This is a genomic window from Micromonospora sp. NPDC023956, assembly GCF_040639195.1.
In the GTDB taxonomy this organism is placed as follows: Bacteria; Actinomycetota; Actinomycetes; order Mycobacteriales; family Micromonosporaceae; genus Micromonospora.
The window spans coordinates 196,081-212,387 of the sequence record NZ_JBEZZN010000008.1; the positions used below are offsets into that span (position 1 = coordinate 196,081).

At 74.2% G+C, this 16,307-nt stretch carries 11 protein-coding genes; 7 read left to right on the top strand and 4 right to left on the bottom strand.

Features of this window, described 5'->3' with window-relative positions; all coding sequences use genetic code 11:
* Nucleotides 1-63 precede the first annotated feature (63 nt).
* On the top strand, nucleotides 64-903 hold the full coding sequence (locus tag AB0F58_RS17785) for a GNAT family N-acetyltransferase (RefSeq protein WP_357143600.1): 840 nt from the start codon (nucleotides 64-66) through the stop codon (nucleotides 901-903).
* A gap of 100 nt (nucleotides 904-1,003) precedes the next feature.
* Nucleotides 1,004-4,564 (top strand): ABC transporter ATP-binding protein, encoded by a 3,561-nt coding sequence (locus tag AB0F58_RS17790; RefSeq protein ID WP_357143602.1) that lies wholly within the window; start codon nucleotides 1,004-1,006, stop codon nucleotides 4,562-4,564.
* A gap of 82 nt (nucleotides 4,565-4,646) precedes the next feature.
* Here the strand turns inward: AB0F58_RS17790 and AB0F58_RS17795 are convergent, their stop codons facing one another.
* The 3 genes from AB0F58_RS17795 to AB0F58_RS17805 all read right to left on the bottom strand — a co-directional run bounded on the left by AB0F58_RS17795 (nucleotide 4,647) and on the right by AB0F58_RS17805 (nucleotide 8,046).
* Complete coding sequence (locus tag AB0F58_RS17795; protein ID WP_357143604.1) at nucleotides 4,647-5,714, bottom strand: NADH:flavin oxidoreductase/NADH oxidase; 1,068 nt, start codon at nucleotides 5,712-5,714, stop codon at nucleotides 4,647-4,649.
* Between the two features lie 146 nt (nucleotides 5,715-5,860).
* Nucleotides 5,861-7,177, bottom strand: a complete 1,317-nt coding sequence (locus AB0F58_RS17800) for a dicarboxylate/amino acid:cation symporter (protein ID WP_357143803.1) — start codon at nucleotides 7,175-7,177, stop codon at nucleotides 5,861-5,863.
* 236 nt (nucleotides 7,178-7,413) lie between these two features.
* The gene (locus tag AB0F58_RS17805) at nucleotides 7,414-8,046 is read right to left on the bottom strand and encodes a DUF998 domain-containing protein (RefSeq protein WP_357143606.1); all 633 of its coding nucleotides are present in this window, start codon (nucleotides 8,044-8,046) and stop codon (nucleotides 7,414-7,416) included.
* A 250-nt stretch (nucleotides 8,047-8,296) separates the two neighbouring features.
* On the opposite strand from AB0F58_RS17805, the gene pcaF reads away from it, so the two are divergent.
* The 3 genes from pcaF (at nucleotide 8,297) to AB0F58_RS17820 (ending at nucleotide 14,292) form a co-directional block, all read left to right on the top strand.
* Nucleotides 8,297-9,502, top strand: coding sequence for a 3-oxoadipyl-CoA thiolase (gene pcaF, locus AB0F58_RS17810; RefSeq protein WP_357143608.1), 1,206 nt, complete (start codon nucleotides 8,297-8,299; stop codon nucleotides 9,500-9,502).
* A 349-nt stretch (nucleotides 9,503-9,851) separates the two neighbouring features.
* Nucleotides 9,852-10,403, top strand: a complete 552-nt coding sequence (locus AB0F58_RS17815) for a pyridoxamine 5'-phosphate oxidase family protein (RefSeq protein ID WP_357143610.1) — start codon at nucleotides 9,852-9,854, stop codon at nucleotides 10,401-10,403.
* A gap of 229 nt (nucleotides 10,404-10,632) precedes the next feature.
* Nucleotides 10,633-14,292 (top strand): SpoIIE family protein phosphatase, encoded by a 3,660-nt coding sequence (locus AB0F58_RS17820; RefSeq protein WP_357143613.1) that lies wholly within the window; start codon nucleotides 10,633-10,635, stop codon nucleotides 14,290-14,292.
* Nucleotides 14,293-14,314: 22 nt separating this feature from the next.
* Here the strand turns inward: AB0F58_RS17820 and AB0F58_RS17825 are convergent, their stop codons facing one another.
* Nucleotides 14,315-14,629: an STAS domain-containing protein gene (locus tag AB0F58_RS17825; protein ID WP_357143615.1), complete on the bottom strand. Its 315-nt coding sequence runs from the start codon at nucleotides 14,627-14,629 to the stop codon at nucleotides 14,315-14,317.
* Nucleotides 14,630-14,730: 101 nt separating this feature from the next.
* On the opposite strand from AB0F58_RS17825, the gene map reads away from it, so the two are divergent.
* Nucleotides 14,731-15,588, top strand: coding sequence for a type I methionyl aminopeptidase (gene map, locus AB0F58_RS17830; RefSeq protein ID WP_357143617.1), 858 nt, complete (start codon nucleotides 14,731-14,733; stop codon nucleotides 15,586-15,588).
* Nucleotides 15,585-16,301 carry a VIT1/CCC1 transporter family protein gene (locus AB0F58_RS17835; RefSeq protein WP_357143620.1) on the top strand — a complete coding sequence of 239 codons (717 nt, stop codon included), beginning with the start codon at nucleotides 15,585-15,587 and terminating at the stop codon, nucleotides 16,299-16,301. The genes map and AB0F58_RS17835 overlap by 4 nt, the downstream gene beginning before the upstream one ends.
* The last annotated feature ends 6 nt before the right edge of the window (nucleotides 16,302-16,307 follow it).

The window sequence follows — 16,307 nt, forward strand, 5'->3', positions numbered from 1 at the left end:
CGTCCGGGCGGGCTCGCCCACTCGACCGGCGCGGCAACGGCCGCATCTGGCAGGCTGGTATCCGTGCTGACGGTGCCGGTGCGGCAGTTGGGCGAGTCGGAGCGTCGTTCGGTCGAGCGGCTGCTCGACCGCGACCCCTACGCGGGCGCGCAGGTGGCCGAGCGGGTCGCCGCCCGTGGGCTGGCCTGGTGGCGGGCCGAGGGGCGGATCCTCGGGTACGGCCCACGCCGCCACGTGGAGTCGATCTGCTGGCTGGGCGGGAACCTGACGCCGGTGCTGGCCGACCGGACCGCCGTCGCCGCCTTCGCCGACCTGCTCGGCGGCGAGGAGCGGATCTGCTCGTCGATCGTCGGGCGGGCGGACGCGGTCCTCGGCCTCTGGGACCGGCTCTCCGCCTCCTGGGGACCGGCCCGGGACGTCCGCCCGAACCAGCCCCTGCTGGCCACGGACGCGCTGCCCGGCGTACCGGTGGACCGGGAGGTACGCCAGGTCCGCGTCGGTGAGGTCGAACTCCTCTTCCCGGCGGCGGTGGCGATGTACACCGAGGAGGTCGGGGTGTCGCCCCTGGTGGACGACGGCGGTCGCAGCTACCGGCGGCGGGTGACCGAACTGGTCCGCGCCGGTCGGGCGTACGCCCGGTTCGTCGACGGCCGGGTGGTGTTCAAGGCCGAACTGGCCGTGGTGACCCGGCGCACCGCCCAGGTGCAGGGGGTCTGGGTCGACCCGCAGTGGCGCGGGCGGGGGATCGCCGCCGGCGCGATGGCGGCCGTGGTGCGCGACGCCCTGCTCCGGGTCGCGCCGACGGTGAGCCTGTACGTCAACGACTTCAACCTGCCCGCACGCCGGGTGTACCAGCGGTGCGGCTTCCGGCCCGTCGGCACCCTCGCCACCGTGCTGTTCTGAGCCGGGCCTGCCCTCTGCCGGTGGCGTAAATGCGTTGAACCGGCGCCCGCCGCCGGAGAGGCTGGACCTTCCGCCACCCGGGACCGGAGGATCTCCTTCCATGCGCCTGCTCCGCGACCTGTGGGTCACCTCGCCCCGCCGGGTGACGTTCGTGGCCGTTCTGATCGTCCTCGGCGCCGCCGGCCAGGCGGCCGCCGCCGCACTCGCCGGACCGGTGCTGGTGCACCGCTCCGGTCCGCTCTTCACGCTTCTCGCCGCCGCGCTGGTCGCCGTGGTCCTCGCCGACCTGGTGATCAGCCTGGTGATGGCGGGGCTGACCGCCGACTGGACGGCCGACGTGCGGCGGCGGTTGTGCCGGGTCGCGTTCGGCCAGGACCTGCCGACCCTGGAGGGCACCCCGGTCGGCGAGCTGCTCGACCGGATCGACGGCGACGTCTACCAGGTCGGCGCGGAGGTGCGCCACGTCGGCGTCCGGCTCACCCAGGCGCTGGCCACCGGCCTGCTCTCCACCGGGGTCGCCCTGCTGGTCTGGTGGCCGGCCGGCACCGGCATGCTGGTGCTGACCGTGCTGCTGGTGCTCATGCTGCGCCGCCCGACCGCGCGGATCGCCCCGGCCCGGATGGCCGAGGAGGAGGCCTGGTCCGATCTGGCCGCCGTGCTGGAGGAGGCCATCCACGGCCAGGACGACGTCCGGACCACCCTGGCCCGCCCGTACGTGCTGCGGCTCTTCGCCCAGCGGGCGTCCCAGGTGCTGCGCAAGGGCGAGCGGGTGTGGCGGCTCACTGCCCAGGTCAGCACGACGGCCACCGTGATCACCCGGTTCGGCATCGCCGGCGTGGTCCTCGCCGGCGGGTGGGCCCTGCTGGACGGTCGCGTCGACGGCGCCCGGCTGACCGCCATCTGGCTGCTCGTCCTCGCCTTCGGCGGCACCGTCGAGCAGGTCACCCGGATGGTGCCGCAGCTCCAGGCCGCCCTCGGCGCGTGGGCCCGGGTCCAGCTGCTCGCCGGCTCCCGGCAGGAGCCGACCGGGGGAGGGTCGCCGGTCCCGGGCCGGCTGGAGATCCGGGACCTGACGTTCCGCTACCCGACCACGGACGGCGCGCGCGGCCCGGCCCTGCGCGACGTGCGGCTCACCTTCGTCCCCGGACGGTCGTACGCGGTGGTCGGGCGCACCGGCTCGGGCAAGTCGACGCTGGCCAAGGTGCTCTCCCGGGCCGTGGAGCTGCCCCGGGGGACGGTCCACCTCGCCGGTGTGGACCTGCTCGACCTGGACGTCGAGCAGCTGCGCCGGTTCGTCGCCGTGGTGCCCCAGCGCACCGAGATCCTCGCCGGCACGCTCGCCGAGAACGTCGCCCTCTTCGACCCGGACCTGCTCGACGCCGCCAGCCGCGCGCTGCACGAGTTGGGGCTCGACGGTTGGGTCGCGGAGCTGCCCGACGGTGTGCAGACCCGGCTCGGCGAGGGTGGGTACGTCCTCTCCGCCGGCCAGGAGCAGCTCGTCGCGTTCGCCCGGATCCTGGTCCGCGACCCGCACGTGGTGATCCTCGACGAGGCGACCGCCCGGCTCGACCCGGTCACCGAGACCCGGGTGCAACGGGCCACCGAACGCCTGCTCGCCGACCGGATCGGCATCGTCATCGCGCACCGGCTCTCCTCGGTCCGGCGATGCGACGAGGTGGTGGTGCTCTCCGACGGCGCGGTGGTGGAGGCCGGGCCGCTGCACGAGTCGGAGCGCTTCGCCCGGCTGCTGGCCGCCAGCCACACCAGCACGTACGACGATCCGCCGGCCGCGACCGGCGGCGGCGAACGGGTGCTGGTCCCGGCCGGGGGCGGTCCGGACGGCCGGCGCGACCCGACGGCCGACGGGGGCGGATCCCGGGGTCGGGAAGAGGGCACCTCCCGGTCGGCGGTGGCCGTGGCGGAACGCCCGACGCCGGCCGGAGAGCCGGTGTCGAGGGCCGACGCGCCACCCGCGCCGGCGACCCCACCGGCCCGCACCGTACGGGAGATCCTCCGCCTGGTCGTCAACGACGGCCGGTACGGCATGATCGCGCTGGCGCTGTTCACCTTCTCCTCGATCCTCGGGCTGGACGGCGCGGTGCTGCCCTGGCTCTGGGCGGGCGTGGTGGACGACGTCGGCACGCTCTGGCTGCCGGCCCTCGGCATCGTCGCCGCGCTCCTGGTCACCCTGCCGGTGCCGTACCTGACCAACCTGTGGTTCCCGCAGTGGTGGGTCCGGCAGAGCCTGCGGATCAGCGCCCGGCTGCTGTACGGGCAGATCGGCGCGCGCCGGGTCAGCGGGCACACCCCCGCCGAGGTGGTGGCCCAGGGCGGCGACACCGAACGGGTGGTGCAGCTCGCCGACAACGTGATGGACAACGCCACCAGCCTGGTGCTCGTGGTGGCGATGACGGCGGTCTCCGGCAGCGTCGTACCGGGACTGTTCTTCCTCGGCACGATGGTGGTCTCGGCGCTCGCGGCCACGCTGTTCGGGCCCCGGTTGGAGCGTTCCGCGCGGGCCACCGTGGCGGCCCGCGCGGCCTTCGCCACCGCCCTGGTGTCGTCGCTGTCGGCGGCCCGGACGGTGAAGCTCGCCGGAGCCACCGGCCCGGTGCTCGATCACCTCGCCACCCTGGACACCCTCCGCAGCGACCGGCAGCGGCGGGAGATCAAGGTGCAGGTGTGGTCCCGGTCGACGCCGTCGGTGATGAGCGGCCTGCTGCCGGTCGGCGCGTGGGCGCTCTTCCTCGCCGGTGGGCTGTCGGCGGGCGCGACCCTGGTGGCCGTCTCCACGCTGGGCGCCGCCCGCTGGTTCGCCTGGACCACCGCCTCGCTGATCTCCCAGTACCCGTCAGCCCGGGTCTGGACGAAACGGACGGCGGCGATGACCGGCATGACGGCGTACTCGACGGCGGTTCCCGGGCTCGACCTGTCCGCCGGCACCGCGCCCGCGCCGGAGCCGGCCCCCCGACACCCGTTGCGCGAGCTGACGCTCACCGGGTTCTCGGCGGTGCACGAGGACGGCCTGGTCGCGGTCCGCGACGTCGACCTGACCGTGCGCCGGGGTCAGCTGGTGCTCGTCGTCGGGCCGGTGGGGGCGGGCAAGTCGTCGCTGCTGCGGGCGCTGGCCGGCATCGTGCACCACACCGGCGGCCTGACCTGGAACGGGGACCCGGTCACCGAACCCGAGATCTTCCTGCGGCCCAACCAGGTCGGCTACGTCGGTCAGCTGCCCCGGGTGCTCTCCGGCACGGTGGCCGACAACATCACGCTCGGGCACGAGGTGGACGCGGCCGGCGCCGTCTCCACCGCACAGCTCGATCACGACCTGGCGGCGGCCGGTGGCGGCCTCGGGCTGCTGATCGGACACAAGGGCACCCGGCTCTCCGGCGGGCAGTTGCAGCGCCTCGCGCTGGCCCGCGCGCTGGCACCCCGGACCGAGCTGCTGATCGCCGACGACGTCTCCTCCGCCCTGGACGTCACCACCGAGCTGGCGCTCTGGTCGGCGCTGCGCGCGTCCGGGGTGACCGTGGTCGGGTCGACGTCCAAGCGGGCCGCCCTGGTCCAGGCCGATCACGTGGTGGTGCTGATCGGCGGACGGGTGGCCGCCCAGGGCCCCTGGCACGACCTGGCCGACCGGTGGTCCCACCTGGCCGGCTGACCCGGTGCCGGCCCGCTCCACGGCGGGCCGGCACGGGTCCGGGCAGTCAGCAGGCGCGGGCGTACGGGTCGGGTCCGGGCGGTCAGCAGGCGCGGGCGTACGGGTCGGGCCACCCCGGATCGGCGCCGAGCTTCGTCGCCGCCCGCCGCGGCCAGTACGGGTCGCGCAGCAGTTCCCGGCCGAGCAGCACCAGATCGGCCTCGCCGTCGGCGACGATCCGCTCCGCCTGCTCCGGTTCGACGATCAGTCCGACCGCGCCGGTCGGCACGCCCGCGTCACGGCGGACCCGGGCGGCCAGCGGCACCTGGTAGCCCGGCCCGACCGGGATCCGGGCGTCCGGCGAGGCCCCACCGGAGGAACAGTCGACGAGATCCACCCCGGCGGCGGCCAGTTCCCCGGCCAGCACCACGCTGTCGTCGACCGTCCAGCCCCCGTCGACCCAGTCGGTGACGGAGATCCGGGCCAGGACGGGGACCTCCTCGCCGACCGCCGCGCGTACCGTCCGGGCCACCTCGACGGCGAGGCGCATCCGACCGGCCCGGTCACCGCCGTAGCCGTCGGTACGACGGTTGGTCAGTGGCGAGAGGAACTCGTGCAGCAGGTAGCCGTGTGCGGCGTGGATCTCCACCGCCGCGAAGCCGGCGTCCACGGCCCGTGCCGCCGCCGCGCCGAACGCGCCGACCACCGCCTCGACACCGGCGGCGTCCAGGGCGGTGGGAGTCCGGTAGCCGGGCACGAAGGGTTCCGCGCCGGGGCCGACCGGCGTCCAGCCGCCGTCGGCGTCGGGCACCCCGCCCCGTCGCGGCGCCCAGGGCCGGTACGTGGAGGCCTTGAACCCGGCGTGCGCGAGTTGGACGGCCGGCACCGAGCCCTGCCGGGTGACGAAGGCGGTGATCGGCCGCCACGCGTCGACCTGCGCGCCGGACCAGATGCCGGTGTCCTGCGGGCTGATCCGACCCTCCGGCACCACGGCGGTGGCCTCGGTCAGCACCAGGCCGGCGCCGCCCACGGCGCGGGCGCCGAGGTGCACCCGGTGCCAGTCGTTCGGCCGGCCGTCGGCGTCGGCGCGGTACTGGCACATCGGCGCCAGAGCCACCCGGTTGGACAGCGTGACGCCGCGCAGCGGCAGCGGGGTGAACAGAGCGCTCATCTCGGTTCCTCTCGGGGGAGGGTGGTCGCGGGGGTCCCCGGTCACCGCATTCTGCGTTGCGGGGCCCCGGCGACCGGCGGCCGCAGCGGTGACCGTCGGGGCTGGGGCGGCGGGCCGGTGGCGACCGTCTGGGCGAGGCGGTGTGGTCAGGCGGGGGTGGGGGCCAGGTCGCCGGCCGGGCGGTCGACGGACGCCCGGGTGGGACGGTCCGGACGGGCCGGGTCCACACTGTCCCGCCACCCGGCGGAGTCGTACGCGTCCCGGTCGAGGATGCCCTCACGAGCGGCGACGACCGTCGGCACCAAGGCCTGCCCGGCCACGTTGGTGGCGGTGCGGATCATGTCCAGGATCGGGTCGATGGCGAGCAGCAGCCCCACCCCGGCCAGGGGCAGGCCGAGCGTGCTCAGGGTCAGGGTCAGCATGACGATCGCGCCGGTCAGGCCAGCCGTGGCGGCCGAGCCGACCACCGAGACGAAGGCGATCAGCAGGTAGTCGGTGACGGCGAGGTCCACGCCGAAGACCTGGGCCACGAAGATCGCGGCCAGCGCCGGGTAGATCGCCGCGCAGCCGTCCATCTTGGTGGTCGCGCCGAACGGCACGGCGAAGGACGCGTACTCGCGGGGCACGCCGAGGCGCTCGACGGAACGCTGGGTCACCGGCATCGTGCCGACCGAGGACCGGGAGACGAAGGCGAGCTGCACGGCCGGCCAGGCGCCGGCGTAGAAGCGCAGCGGGTTGAGCCGGCCGGCGGTGACCAGCACCAGCGGGTACACCACGAACAGGACGATCGCGCAGCCGACGTAGACGGCGGTGGTGAAGCGGGCGAGCGGGGCGAGCAGGTCCCAGCCGTACGAGGCGACCGCGTTGCCGATCAGGCCGAGGGTGCCGAGCGGGGCGAGCCGGATCACCCACCAGAGGGCCTTCTGCACGATCTCCAACAGCGCCCGGTTGACCGCCACGAACGGTTCGGCGGCCGGGCCGACCAGCAGTGCCGCCGCCCCGACCACCAGGGCGAGGAAGACGATCTGGAGGACGTTGCCCTCGACGAACGCGCCGACCGGATTGGTCGGGACGATCCCGGCGAGGAAGTCGGTCCAGGAACCGGTCCGCTCCGGGGCGGTCGCTCCGGCGACGTCCAGGGTGACGCCCCGGCCGGGGTTGGTGAGCAGGCCGAGGCCGATGCCGACGCCCACCGCGGCCAGGGCGGTGACGCCGAACCAGAGCAGGGTCCGCAGCGCCAGCCGGGCCGCGTTGGCGACGCCGCGCAGGCTCACCACGCTGACCACGATGGCCGTGAAGACCAGGGGCGGCACGGCCAGCTTGAGCAGCTGGACGAAGAGCCCGCCGACGGTGTCGAGGGTGCTGGTCAACCAGCTCAGGTCGTTGGCGCGGGCCACCAGGCCGAGCAGGACGCCGACGACGAGGCCGAGCAGGATCTGCAGGGAGAAGGGAAACTTGCGCAGGAAGGAAGGCACGGGATGTCCAAGGGGTCGGGGAACGGCAGCGGCGTCAGGGGAGCAGCCGCGCCGGACAGACACCGCTGGCCTGCCGTCGGAGGTCGACGTACAGGCGGACGGTGAGGTGCCAGACGTTGGTCATCGCCTGGCGACGATACGCCGCCCCGACCCGCCCGCGAAAGGAGCTGCCTCGGTGAGGCTCCTTACACGCCTGCGTCCGGGGTGGTTGCCGGGGATACCTGCTACCGCGCAGCGGCCCGTCGACCCGCAGGCGGGAGGGTGAGGAGGGCGGCCGTGGCCAGGCCCCAGCCGACGATCTCCGCCAGCAGCAGCCGTTCCAGCACGCCGACCGTCGCGCCCCGCCCCACGACCAGCATCGCCAGTCCGACGGCGGCAGCCAGCGGCAGGGCGACCAGCGCACCGACGGCGGCCACCCGGCGCAGGAGCGGCCCGGCGGCGGAGCACAGCACGACCGCCAGCATGGCGAAGACCACCGAGGCCACCGCGACCACGCTCGCTCCGCCGTGCACCAGGTCGGCGGTGGTGGCCCGCTCGAACGGGGGCAATGGGCAGCCGTCGCTGCACGTGACCGCCCCGGAGAGCATCGTGCAGAAGCTTCCGGCGGCCAGCAGCACGGCGGCTGGCCGGGCCGCCGCCGCCAGCGCCACGGCGAGCAGCAGCAGGGCGGCGGAGAGGGCGAACACACCGATCCGGTACGTCGGGGCGTACCCGCTGTCGGCGATGCCCGCCTCGCTGACGTACCCGGTGAGGCCCGGTCCGGGCCCGGCGGCCACGGCGACGACGACCGCGACCGTGCCGCCGAGCATGCCGCCGGCCGCGCCTGCGGCGGCCATCCGTCGGGTGAGTTCGGTCACGCCTCGACGGGCCCGACGGTCCGGGGCCGGGGGCCGGATGGCAGGCGGCGGCCCACGGTGGTCGTCACGGCGTGGCCCATGCGGTCAATCTAACCCGTTCCGGCGGCCGGTCCCGCGCTCCGTTCCCGGCCCTCCGGCACCGGTTCCGTGGTCTCCGCCCCCGGTCGCGGGGCCGATATCCTGGCCGGGTGCCGCCGCGACCCGTCCCGGCACCCTTCCCGTCCCTTCCCACCCCCGAAGGACAGCAGCGATGAGCGTGGCATACCTGGTGGCCGGAGTCCGCACCCCGATCGGCCGGTACGCCGGCGCGCTGGCCGGGGTCCGCCCCGACGACCTGGCCGCACACGTGCTCCGCGAGCTGGTCGCCCGGCACCCCACGGTGGACTGGGAGCGGGTGGACGACGTCGTGCTCGGCTGCGCCAACCAGGCCGGGGAGGACAACCGGAACGTGGCCCGGATGGCCGCGCTGCTCGGCGGTCTGCCGGCGACCGTCCCCGGCAGCACCGTCAACCGGCTCTGCGGCTCGGGGCTGGACGCGCTCGCCATCGCCGCGCGCGCCGTGCTGGCCGGCGAGGCCGAACTGGTGGTCGCCGGTGGGGTGGAGAGCATGACCCGGGCGCCGTTCGTCATGCCGAAGGCGGCCACCCCGTACTCCCGTACCGCCGAGGTGTACGACACCACGATCGGCTGGCGGCTGGTCAACCCGCTGATGCGGCGCGAGTGGGGCATCGACTCGATGCCGGAGACGGCGGAGAACGTCGCCGCCGAGTTCGGCATCGACCGGGCCGAGCAGGACGCCTTCGCGTTCCGTTCCCAGCAGCGCGCCGCGAGGGCCCAGGCGGCCGGACGGTTCGCCGAGGAGATCGTGCCGGTGACGGTCCCCGAGGGGCGTCGGGGCACCCGGCTGGTCGACACCGACGAGCACCCCCGGGAAACCTCCCTGGAGAAGCTGGCCGCCCTGCCCACCCCGTTCCGCGAGGGGGGAACGGTGACCGCGGGCAACTCCTCCGGCGTCAACGACGGCGCGGTGGCGCTGCTGGTGGCCGGTGAGAGGGCCGTCGCCCGGTACGGGCTGACCCCGCTGGCGCGCGTCGTCGGGGCCGCGTCCGCCGGGGTGCCGCCCCGGATCATGGGCATCGGTCCGGTGCCGGCGACCCACCGGCTGCTCGACCGGCTCGGCCTCCAGTTGGCCGACGTGGACGTGATCGAGCTGAACGAGGCGTTCGCCGCACAGTCCGTCGCGGTCCTGCGCGAGCTGGGCCTGCCGGCCGACGCCGAGCACGTCAACCCCAACGGCGGGGCGATCGCGCTCGGTCACCCGCTCGGCGCCAGCGGAGCCCGGCTCGCCCTGACCGCCGCGTTGGAGCTGCGGCACCGGGGGGCCCGGCGGGCCCTGGCCACCATGTGCGTCGGCGTCGGGCAGGGGATCTCCCTGATCCTGGAGTCAGCGGCCTAGAGCCGGCACCGCCTGGGCCCGTCGGTCCTCCGGTGCCGGCCGACTGACAGCACCGCCCGACTGCGCGGTGCCCGGTGAGATGGCCCACACCGACCGGGCGGGGCGCGGGGCGGTTGTCGGGTACGGCGCATCGCCGTACCGGTGAGAGAGAGGTGACCGACGCCCCGCGCCGCCGCGGTGCCGGGGTCCGAGTGCCCGGCGGTGGCCCGGATCGGGCCTGGTCACGAGGACAATCATGCGCCCGGTGTCAATCGGTCGGCAAGGCAATTAGGGCGACGCGGGGGTGCCCGGGTCCCGCCCGGCGGGCACGGGACACCGGTGCCGGCGCACCAGTGGGACCATGGACGACATGGGCAAGGTCTACCCCGAGATCGACGGACGGCTGCGCGCGTTCATCGAGGCACAGCCGGTCTTCTTCGTGGCGACCGCCCCCACCTCCGTGGACGGGCACGTCAACGTGTCGCCGAAGGGCATGCGGGGCACCTTCGTGGTCCTCGGACCGCACCGGGTGGCCTACCTCGACTACCACGGCAGCGGTGCGGAGACCATCGCCCACCTGAGGGACAACGGCCGGATCACGGTGATGTTCTGTGCCTTCGCCGGACCGCCCAAGGTCGTGCGGCTGCACGGGCGGGGCAGCACCGTCGCGGTGGAGGCGCCCGACTTCGCCGCCCGGCTCGCCGATTTTCCCGACCCGCCGGACCTGCACGCCGTCCGGGCGGTCGTGATCGTCGAGGTCGACCGGGTCTCCGACTCCTGCGGGTTCTCCGTGCCCCTGATGGAGTACCAGGGCGACCGGGAGATGCTGCTCGCCAACCACTCCCGGCGGACGACCGAGGACCTGGTGGTCTACCGGGCGACGAAGAACGCCGCCAGCATCGACGGCCTGCCGGTCTTCTGACCGTCCCGTCCGCCGCCCACCCGGCGGGGTGACGTCCCGACCGGGCGCTCGCGCAGCGTCCGGGGTGGCTGGCGATCCGTGGTCGGCCGGTCACGTCGGGACGGAGTGCGGGTAACCAGCGTCGCGGAAAGCCGATGCGTTACGTTGCTGGTCCGCCTGGGTACAAGGCGGGGCACGGGTGGGTGACGAAATCAGGGGCGCGCGGGACACGGCCGGAGCGGGAGGCAGCATGAGCTCGGCCCAGGGGGGCGTGGACGAGCGTGGCCCGTCGAGGGGTACCACCGGCGGGGGAGTGCCTCCCCAGCTGACGGCCGCCTTCGCGGCCGGCGGCGAGATGGGTGCCCGGATCCGTGACCTCGACTGGGCCGACAGCCCGTTGGGCCGTCCGGAGCAGTGGCCCTCGGCGCTGGCCAACGCGGTCACCATGATGCTCACCTCCAAGGCCCAGATCGTGATGTTCTGGGGGGCGGACCACCGGGCCCTCTACAACGACGCCTACCTGCCGACCATCGGCACCAAGCACCCCTACGCCCTCGGCCAGCCCGCCCGGGAACACTGGACCGAGACCTGGCCCGATCTCGGACCGCTGCTGGACGGCGTGCGCCGCACCGGCGAGTCCTACCGGGCCGAGGACCGTCCCTTCCTGCTGCGCCGGCACGGCTTCCTGGAAGAGGTCTACTTCGACGTCACCTACGATCCGATCCGCGTCGACGACGGCTCGATCAGCGGGGTGTACTGCATCGTCAACGAGACCACCGGCCGGGTGCTCGGGGAACGCCGCCTGCGGGCCCTGGCCGACTTCGGCTCCCGGCTCACCGACGTGGAGAACGGCACCGACCTGGGCCGCGCCACGGCCGAGGTGCTCGACGCGCACCGGGCGGACGTCCCGCTGGGGCTGCTCTACCTGACCGACCCGACCGGTCGGGTCACCCTGGTCGGGTGCGGCGGCACGGACCCCGACCGGGTGGCGTCGGCCGAGGCGCTGCCGGAGGCGGTCCGGGCGGTGCTCGCCGGCGCCGAGGCCCGGTCCGTCGACGTCGTCGACCTGGTCGTCCCGGTACCGGCCGGGACGGCCCCGCGGGCCCTGGTCCTTCCGGTCGTCGCCGCCACCGAGGTCGTCGGGGCACTCGTCCTCGGCACCGCCACGCGGTTCCCGCTGACCACCGAGTACCGCACCTTCCTCGACCTCGTCGCGGCACAGGTCTCCCGGGCCGTCGCCCGGCAGCGGGCGTGCGAGCAGGAGCGGACCCGGGCCGCCGAACTGGCCGCGCTCGACCGGGCGAAGACCAACTTCTTCGCCAACGTCAGCCACGAGTTCCGTACCCCGTTGACGCTGGTGCTCGGGCCGCTGGAGGACATGCTCGCCGACCCGGACCTGCCGGCCGCCCACACCGAGCGGCTCACCGTGATGCACCGCAACGCGCTGCGCCTGCTCAAGCTGGTCAACACCGTCCTGGACTTCGCCCGACTGGAGTCCGGACGGCTCACCGCCGACTTCCGCCCCACCGACCTGGCCGACTACACCAGCCGGCTGGCCAGCACCTTCCGCTCCGCCACCGAGCGGACCGGGCTGCGGCTGACCGTGGACTGTCCGCCGCTGCCCGCGCCGGTCTTCGTCGACCGGGACATGTGGGAGAAGGTCGTGTTCAACCTGGTCTCCAACGCGGTGAAGTTCACCTTCGACGGGGAGATCCGGGTCCGGGTCCGGGAGGTGGCGGGCGGTGCGCGGCTGGAGGTGACCGACACCGGTGTCGGCATCTCCGGCGACGAGCTCCCGCACGTCTTCGAGCGGTTCCACCGGGTGTACGGGGCCCGCTCCCGCACCCACGAGGGGACCGGGATCGGCCTGGCCCTGGTCCGCGAGCTGGTGGACATGCACGGCGGCGAGGTGGGCGTGACCAGCCGGGTGGGCGGGGGAAGCACCTTCGCCGTCACGCTGCCGTTCGGTTCCGCGCACCTGCCGCCCGACCGGATCGTCGACGTTCCCGTCCCGCTCCCCGACTCCGGGCAGGCCCGGTTGTACGTCACCGAAGCCGCGCTCTGGTCCACCCAGCCGGCCCCGTCGGGGGGCACGACCGGTCGCGGCCGGGCGGGCCGGATCCTGGTCGTCGACGACAACGCCGACCTGCGGGAGCACGTCACCCGGCTGCTCTCCTCCTCCTGGGAGGTCGTCGCGGTCGCCGACGGCGTGGCCGCCCTGGAGGCGATCGAGGGCGACCTGTTCGACCTGGTGCTGACCGACGTGATGATGCCGAGGCTGGACGGCTTCGGCCTGGTCACCGCCCTGCGGGCGGATCCGCGTACCCGGCACGTGCCGATCGTGCTGCTCTCCGCCCGGGCCGGCTCGGCCGAGGCGGTCGCCGGGCTCGCCGTCGGCGCCGACGACTATCTGACCAAGCCCATCTCCGGGCAGGAACTGATCGCCCGGGTCCGGTCGAACGTCGAACTCGGGCAGCTGCGCGGGCAGATCATCCGGCGACTGCGGGCCCTGGCCGACGCGGCGGTGGCGGTCAACACCGCCCGTTCCACCGCCGACGTGGTCGCCGTCGCCGCCCGGCACGCGCTCTCCCTGGTCGACGCGGCGCGGGCCGTGGTCACCGCCTCCGGGGCCCGGTACGAGGCGGACGGTGGCGGCGACTCGTCCGGGGAGCCCTCGGTCGTCCTGCCGTTGGCCGGCACCGTCGGCGAACCCCTCGGCGAGCTGCGGATCTGGCGTCGTGACGGGGACCGCGCGGACGCCGATCGGGCCGCGCTGACCGAACTGGCCCGGCTGGTCGGTGTACGGCTGGAGAACGCCCAGCTCTACGAGGCCGAGCACCGGATCGCCACCACCCTCCAGCACAGTCTGCTGCCCCGAACCCTGCCGCAGCTGGCCGGTGCGGTGGTGGCCAGCCGCTACCTGCCCGGCAGCGGTGACGTCGAGGTCGGCGGCGACTGGTACGACGTCGTCGAGGTCGGTGACGAAGTGGTGCTGGCCATCGGGGACGTGGTGGGCAAGGGCGTGCAGGCCGCCGCGGCCATGGGGCAGCTCCGCAACGCGCTGCGCGCGTACGCGTTGGAGGGCTTCGACCCGGGCGAGTCGCTGACCCGGCTCAACCGGTTGGTCGGCTCCGTCGAGCGACGCTCGTTCGCCACTGTCGTCTGTCTCTGTTTCAATCCCCGAACCGGGCGGCTGCGGTACGCCAGCGCAGGCCACCCGTCCCCGCTGCTGATCAGAGGAGGCGACGTGGCGTTCCTGCACGACCGCGCCCTGGGCCCGCCGGTCGGCGCCATCCCGGACACGTCGTACCGGACCGAGACCGGAACGCTGGATCCGGGTTGCCGGCTGCTCCTCTACACCGACGGTCTGGTGGAGGACCGGCACCTCGGCATCGACGTCGGGTTGGCGCAGCTCCGGTCGGACGTGGCGGGTTTCGAGGGGCACGTCGCCGACCTGGTGGACACCGTCGTCGGGCGGGTCGTGGAGAGCCCTCGCCGCGACGACGTGGCGGTGCTCGCGCTGGAGGCGACCGAGCAGGACCGCTTCGCGCTGCGGCTGCCCGCCGACCCGACCCGGTTGAGCACGCTGCGCAAGCGGGTGGAGGACTTCCTCGTCGCCCACGACGTCGGCGAGACGGACCTGTTCGACCTGACCGTGGCGGTCTCCGAGGCGGCGGCGAACGCGATCGAGCATCCGGTGGCACCGGTGGAGCCGGTGATCGACGTGGAGGTGACCATCGAGGACCGGACGGTGAGCGTCACCGTCCGGGACAGCGGTCAGTGGCGGCAGTCCTCCGGGTCGGAGTTCCGGGGCCGGGGGCTCTCCCTGATCCGCGCGCTCGGCGATCTCTCGGTCAGCCGTACCGCGACGGGTACCGAGCTGACCCTGCGCCGGCGGTTGTCGGACTGACCCGGCGCGCCGGGCGGGCGGGTCAGCTTCGGTCGAACCAGTCCTGACCGGCGAGACCGGCGATCTCGAGCACCCGGTGCACCTGGCGGGACGGCAGCACGGTCAGCGTGCCGGGGAAGCGCCGGGCGAGCTGGACGACGGCGTGGATGGCGGCGGAGTCGAAGAAGGTGACCGCCCGCAGGTCCAGGGTCAACGTCCCGGCCGGCTCCCGGAGCGCGGTCTGGAGCATCGTCCCGGCGGTCGCCATGTCGACCTCACCGGTCACGACGACCCGGAGGTTGCCGCCGTCGACCTGCGCGCTGGCCGTGAAGACGGGAGCGTTTCCTCCTTGATCCACGCCTGCCACCATGGCACAGTGCCCGGACCGGGGCAACAACCGCCCGCCGGTGCCCGGCCCGCTGCGTGTCGGCTCTCCGGAGGCGGCGATAGGCTTGACGGATGACCGCCCGTGCGCCGTTGACCCCAGGAACGCTCTCTCCGTGGCGACCGGTGCCGTCGCACATCCGCCGACCGGAGTACGTGGGCAAGAAGCGGCCCCAGCAGTGGCGCGGCTCGCACGTGCAGACCCCGGAGACCGTCGAGCGGATGCGGGTCGCCGGGCGGATCGCCGCCCGCGCGGTGCAGCTCGCCGGTGAGCACTGCAAGCCCGGCGTGACCACGGACGAGATCGACCGGGTGGTCCACGAGTTCCTCGTCGACCAGGGCGCCTACCCGTCCACCCTGGGCTACCGGGGCTTCCCCAAGTCCTGTTGCACCAGCCTCAACGAGGTGATCTGCCACGGGATCCCGGACTCCACCGTGCTGCACGACGGGGACATCGTCAACGTCGACGTCACCGCCTTCATCGGCGGGGTGCACGGCGACACCAACGCCACCTTCTGCGTCGGGGAGGCGGGCGAGGAGGTCCGGCTGCTGGTCGAGCGGACCCACGAGGCGATGATGCGGGGCATCCGCGCGGTCGCCCCCGGCCGCCAGATCAACGTCATCGGCCGGGTCATCGAGTCGTACGCCCGGCGGTTCGGCTACGGCGTCGTCCGCGACTTCACCGGTCACGGTATCGGGGAGGCGTTCCACAGCGGCCTGTACGTGCCGCACTACGACAGCCCGCGCCCCACCGACGTGATGGAGCCCGGGATGACCTTCACCATCGAGCCGATGATCACTCTCGGCACGTACCAGTACGACATGTGGGACGACGGCTGGACCGTGGTCACCAAGGACCGGAAGTGGACGGCCCAGTTCGAGCACACCATCGTGGTCACCGAGAGCGGCCACGAGATCCTGACCCTGCCGTGACCGACACACCCGCCGCCCTGCACGAGGGGCACCACGCGGACGTCTCCGGTGGTTGGTTGCGCCCGGCGGTCTTCGGCGCGATGGACGGCCTGGTCACCAACATCGCCCTGATCGCGGGCGTGGGCGGTGGCGGGGTCTCGCCCCGTGCCGTCGTGCTCACCGGCACCGCCGGGCTGGTGGCCGGCGCGATCTCCATGGGGCTCGGCGAGTACACCAGCGTCCGCTCCGCCAACGAGCAGGTGGCCGCCGAGGTCGCCAAGGAACGGCGGGAGCTGGAACGGCACCCCGAGGCGGAGGCCCGGGAACTGGCCGACGCCTGGGCCGCCCGCGGTCTCCCGTACGACCTGGCCAGGGAGGTCGCCGAGGCGATCCGGCGCAACCCGGAGGAGGCGTTGCGGGTGCACGTCCGGGAGGAGTTGGGGGTCGACCCGGACGAACGGCCGAGCCCGTGGACGGCGGCGTTCTCGTCGTTCGTCTTCTTCTCGATCGGCGCGCTGGTCCCGCTCCTGACCTACCTGGTCGGGTTCACCAGTCTCTGGCTGGCCCTCGTGGTGGGCGGGGCGGGGCTCTTCGCCGCCGGGGCGATCGTCGCCCGGTTCACCTACCGGCCGTGGTGGACCAGCGGGCTGCGGCAGCTTCTCCTCGGTGCGGCGGCTGCCGCGGCGACGTACCTGATCGGGGCGCTGATCGGGGTCCAGGGCGGGATCGGCTGACCCTGC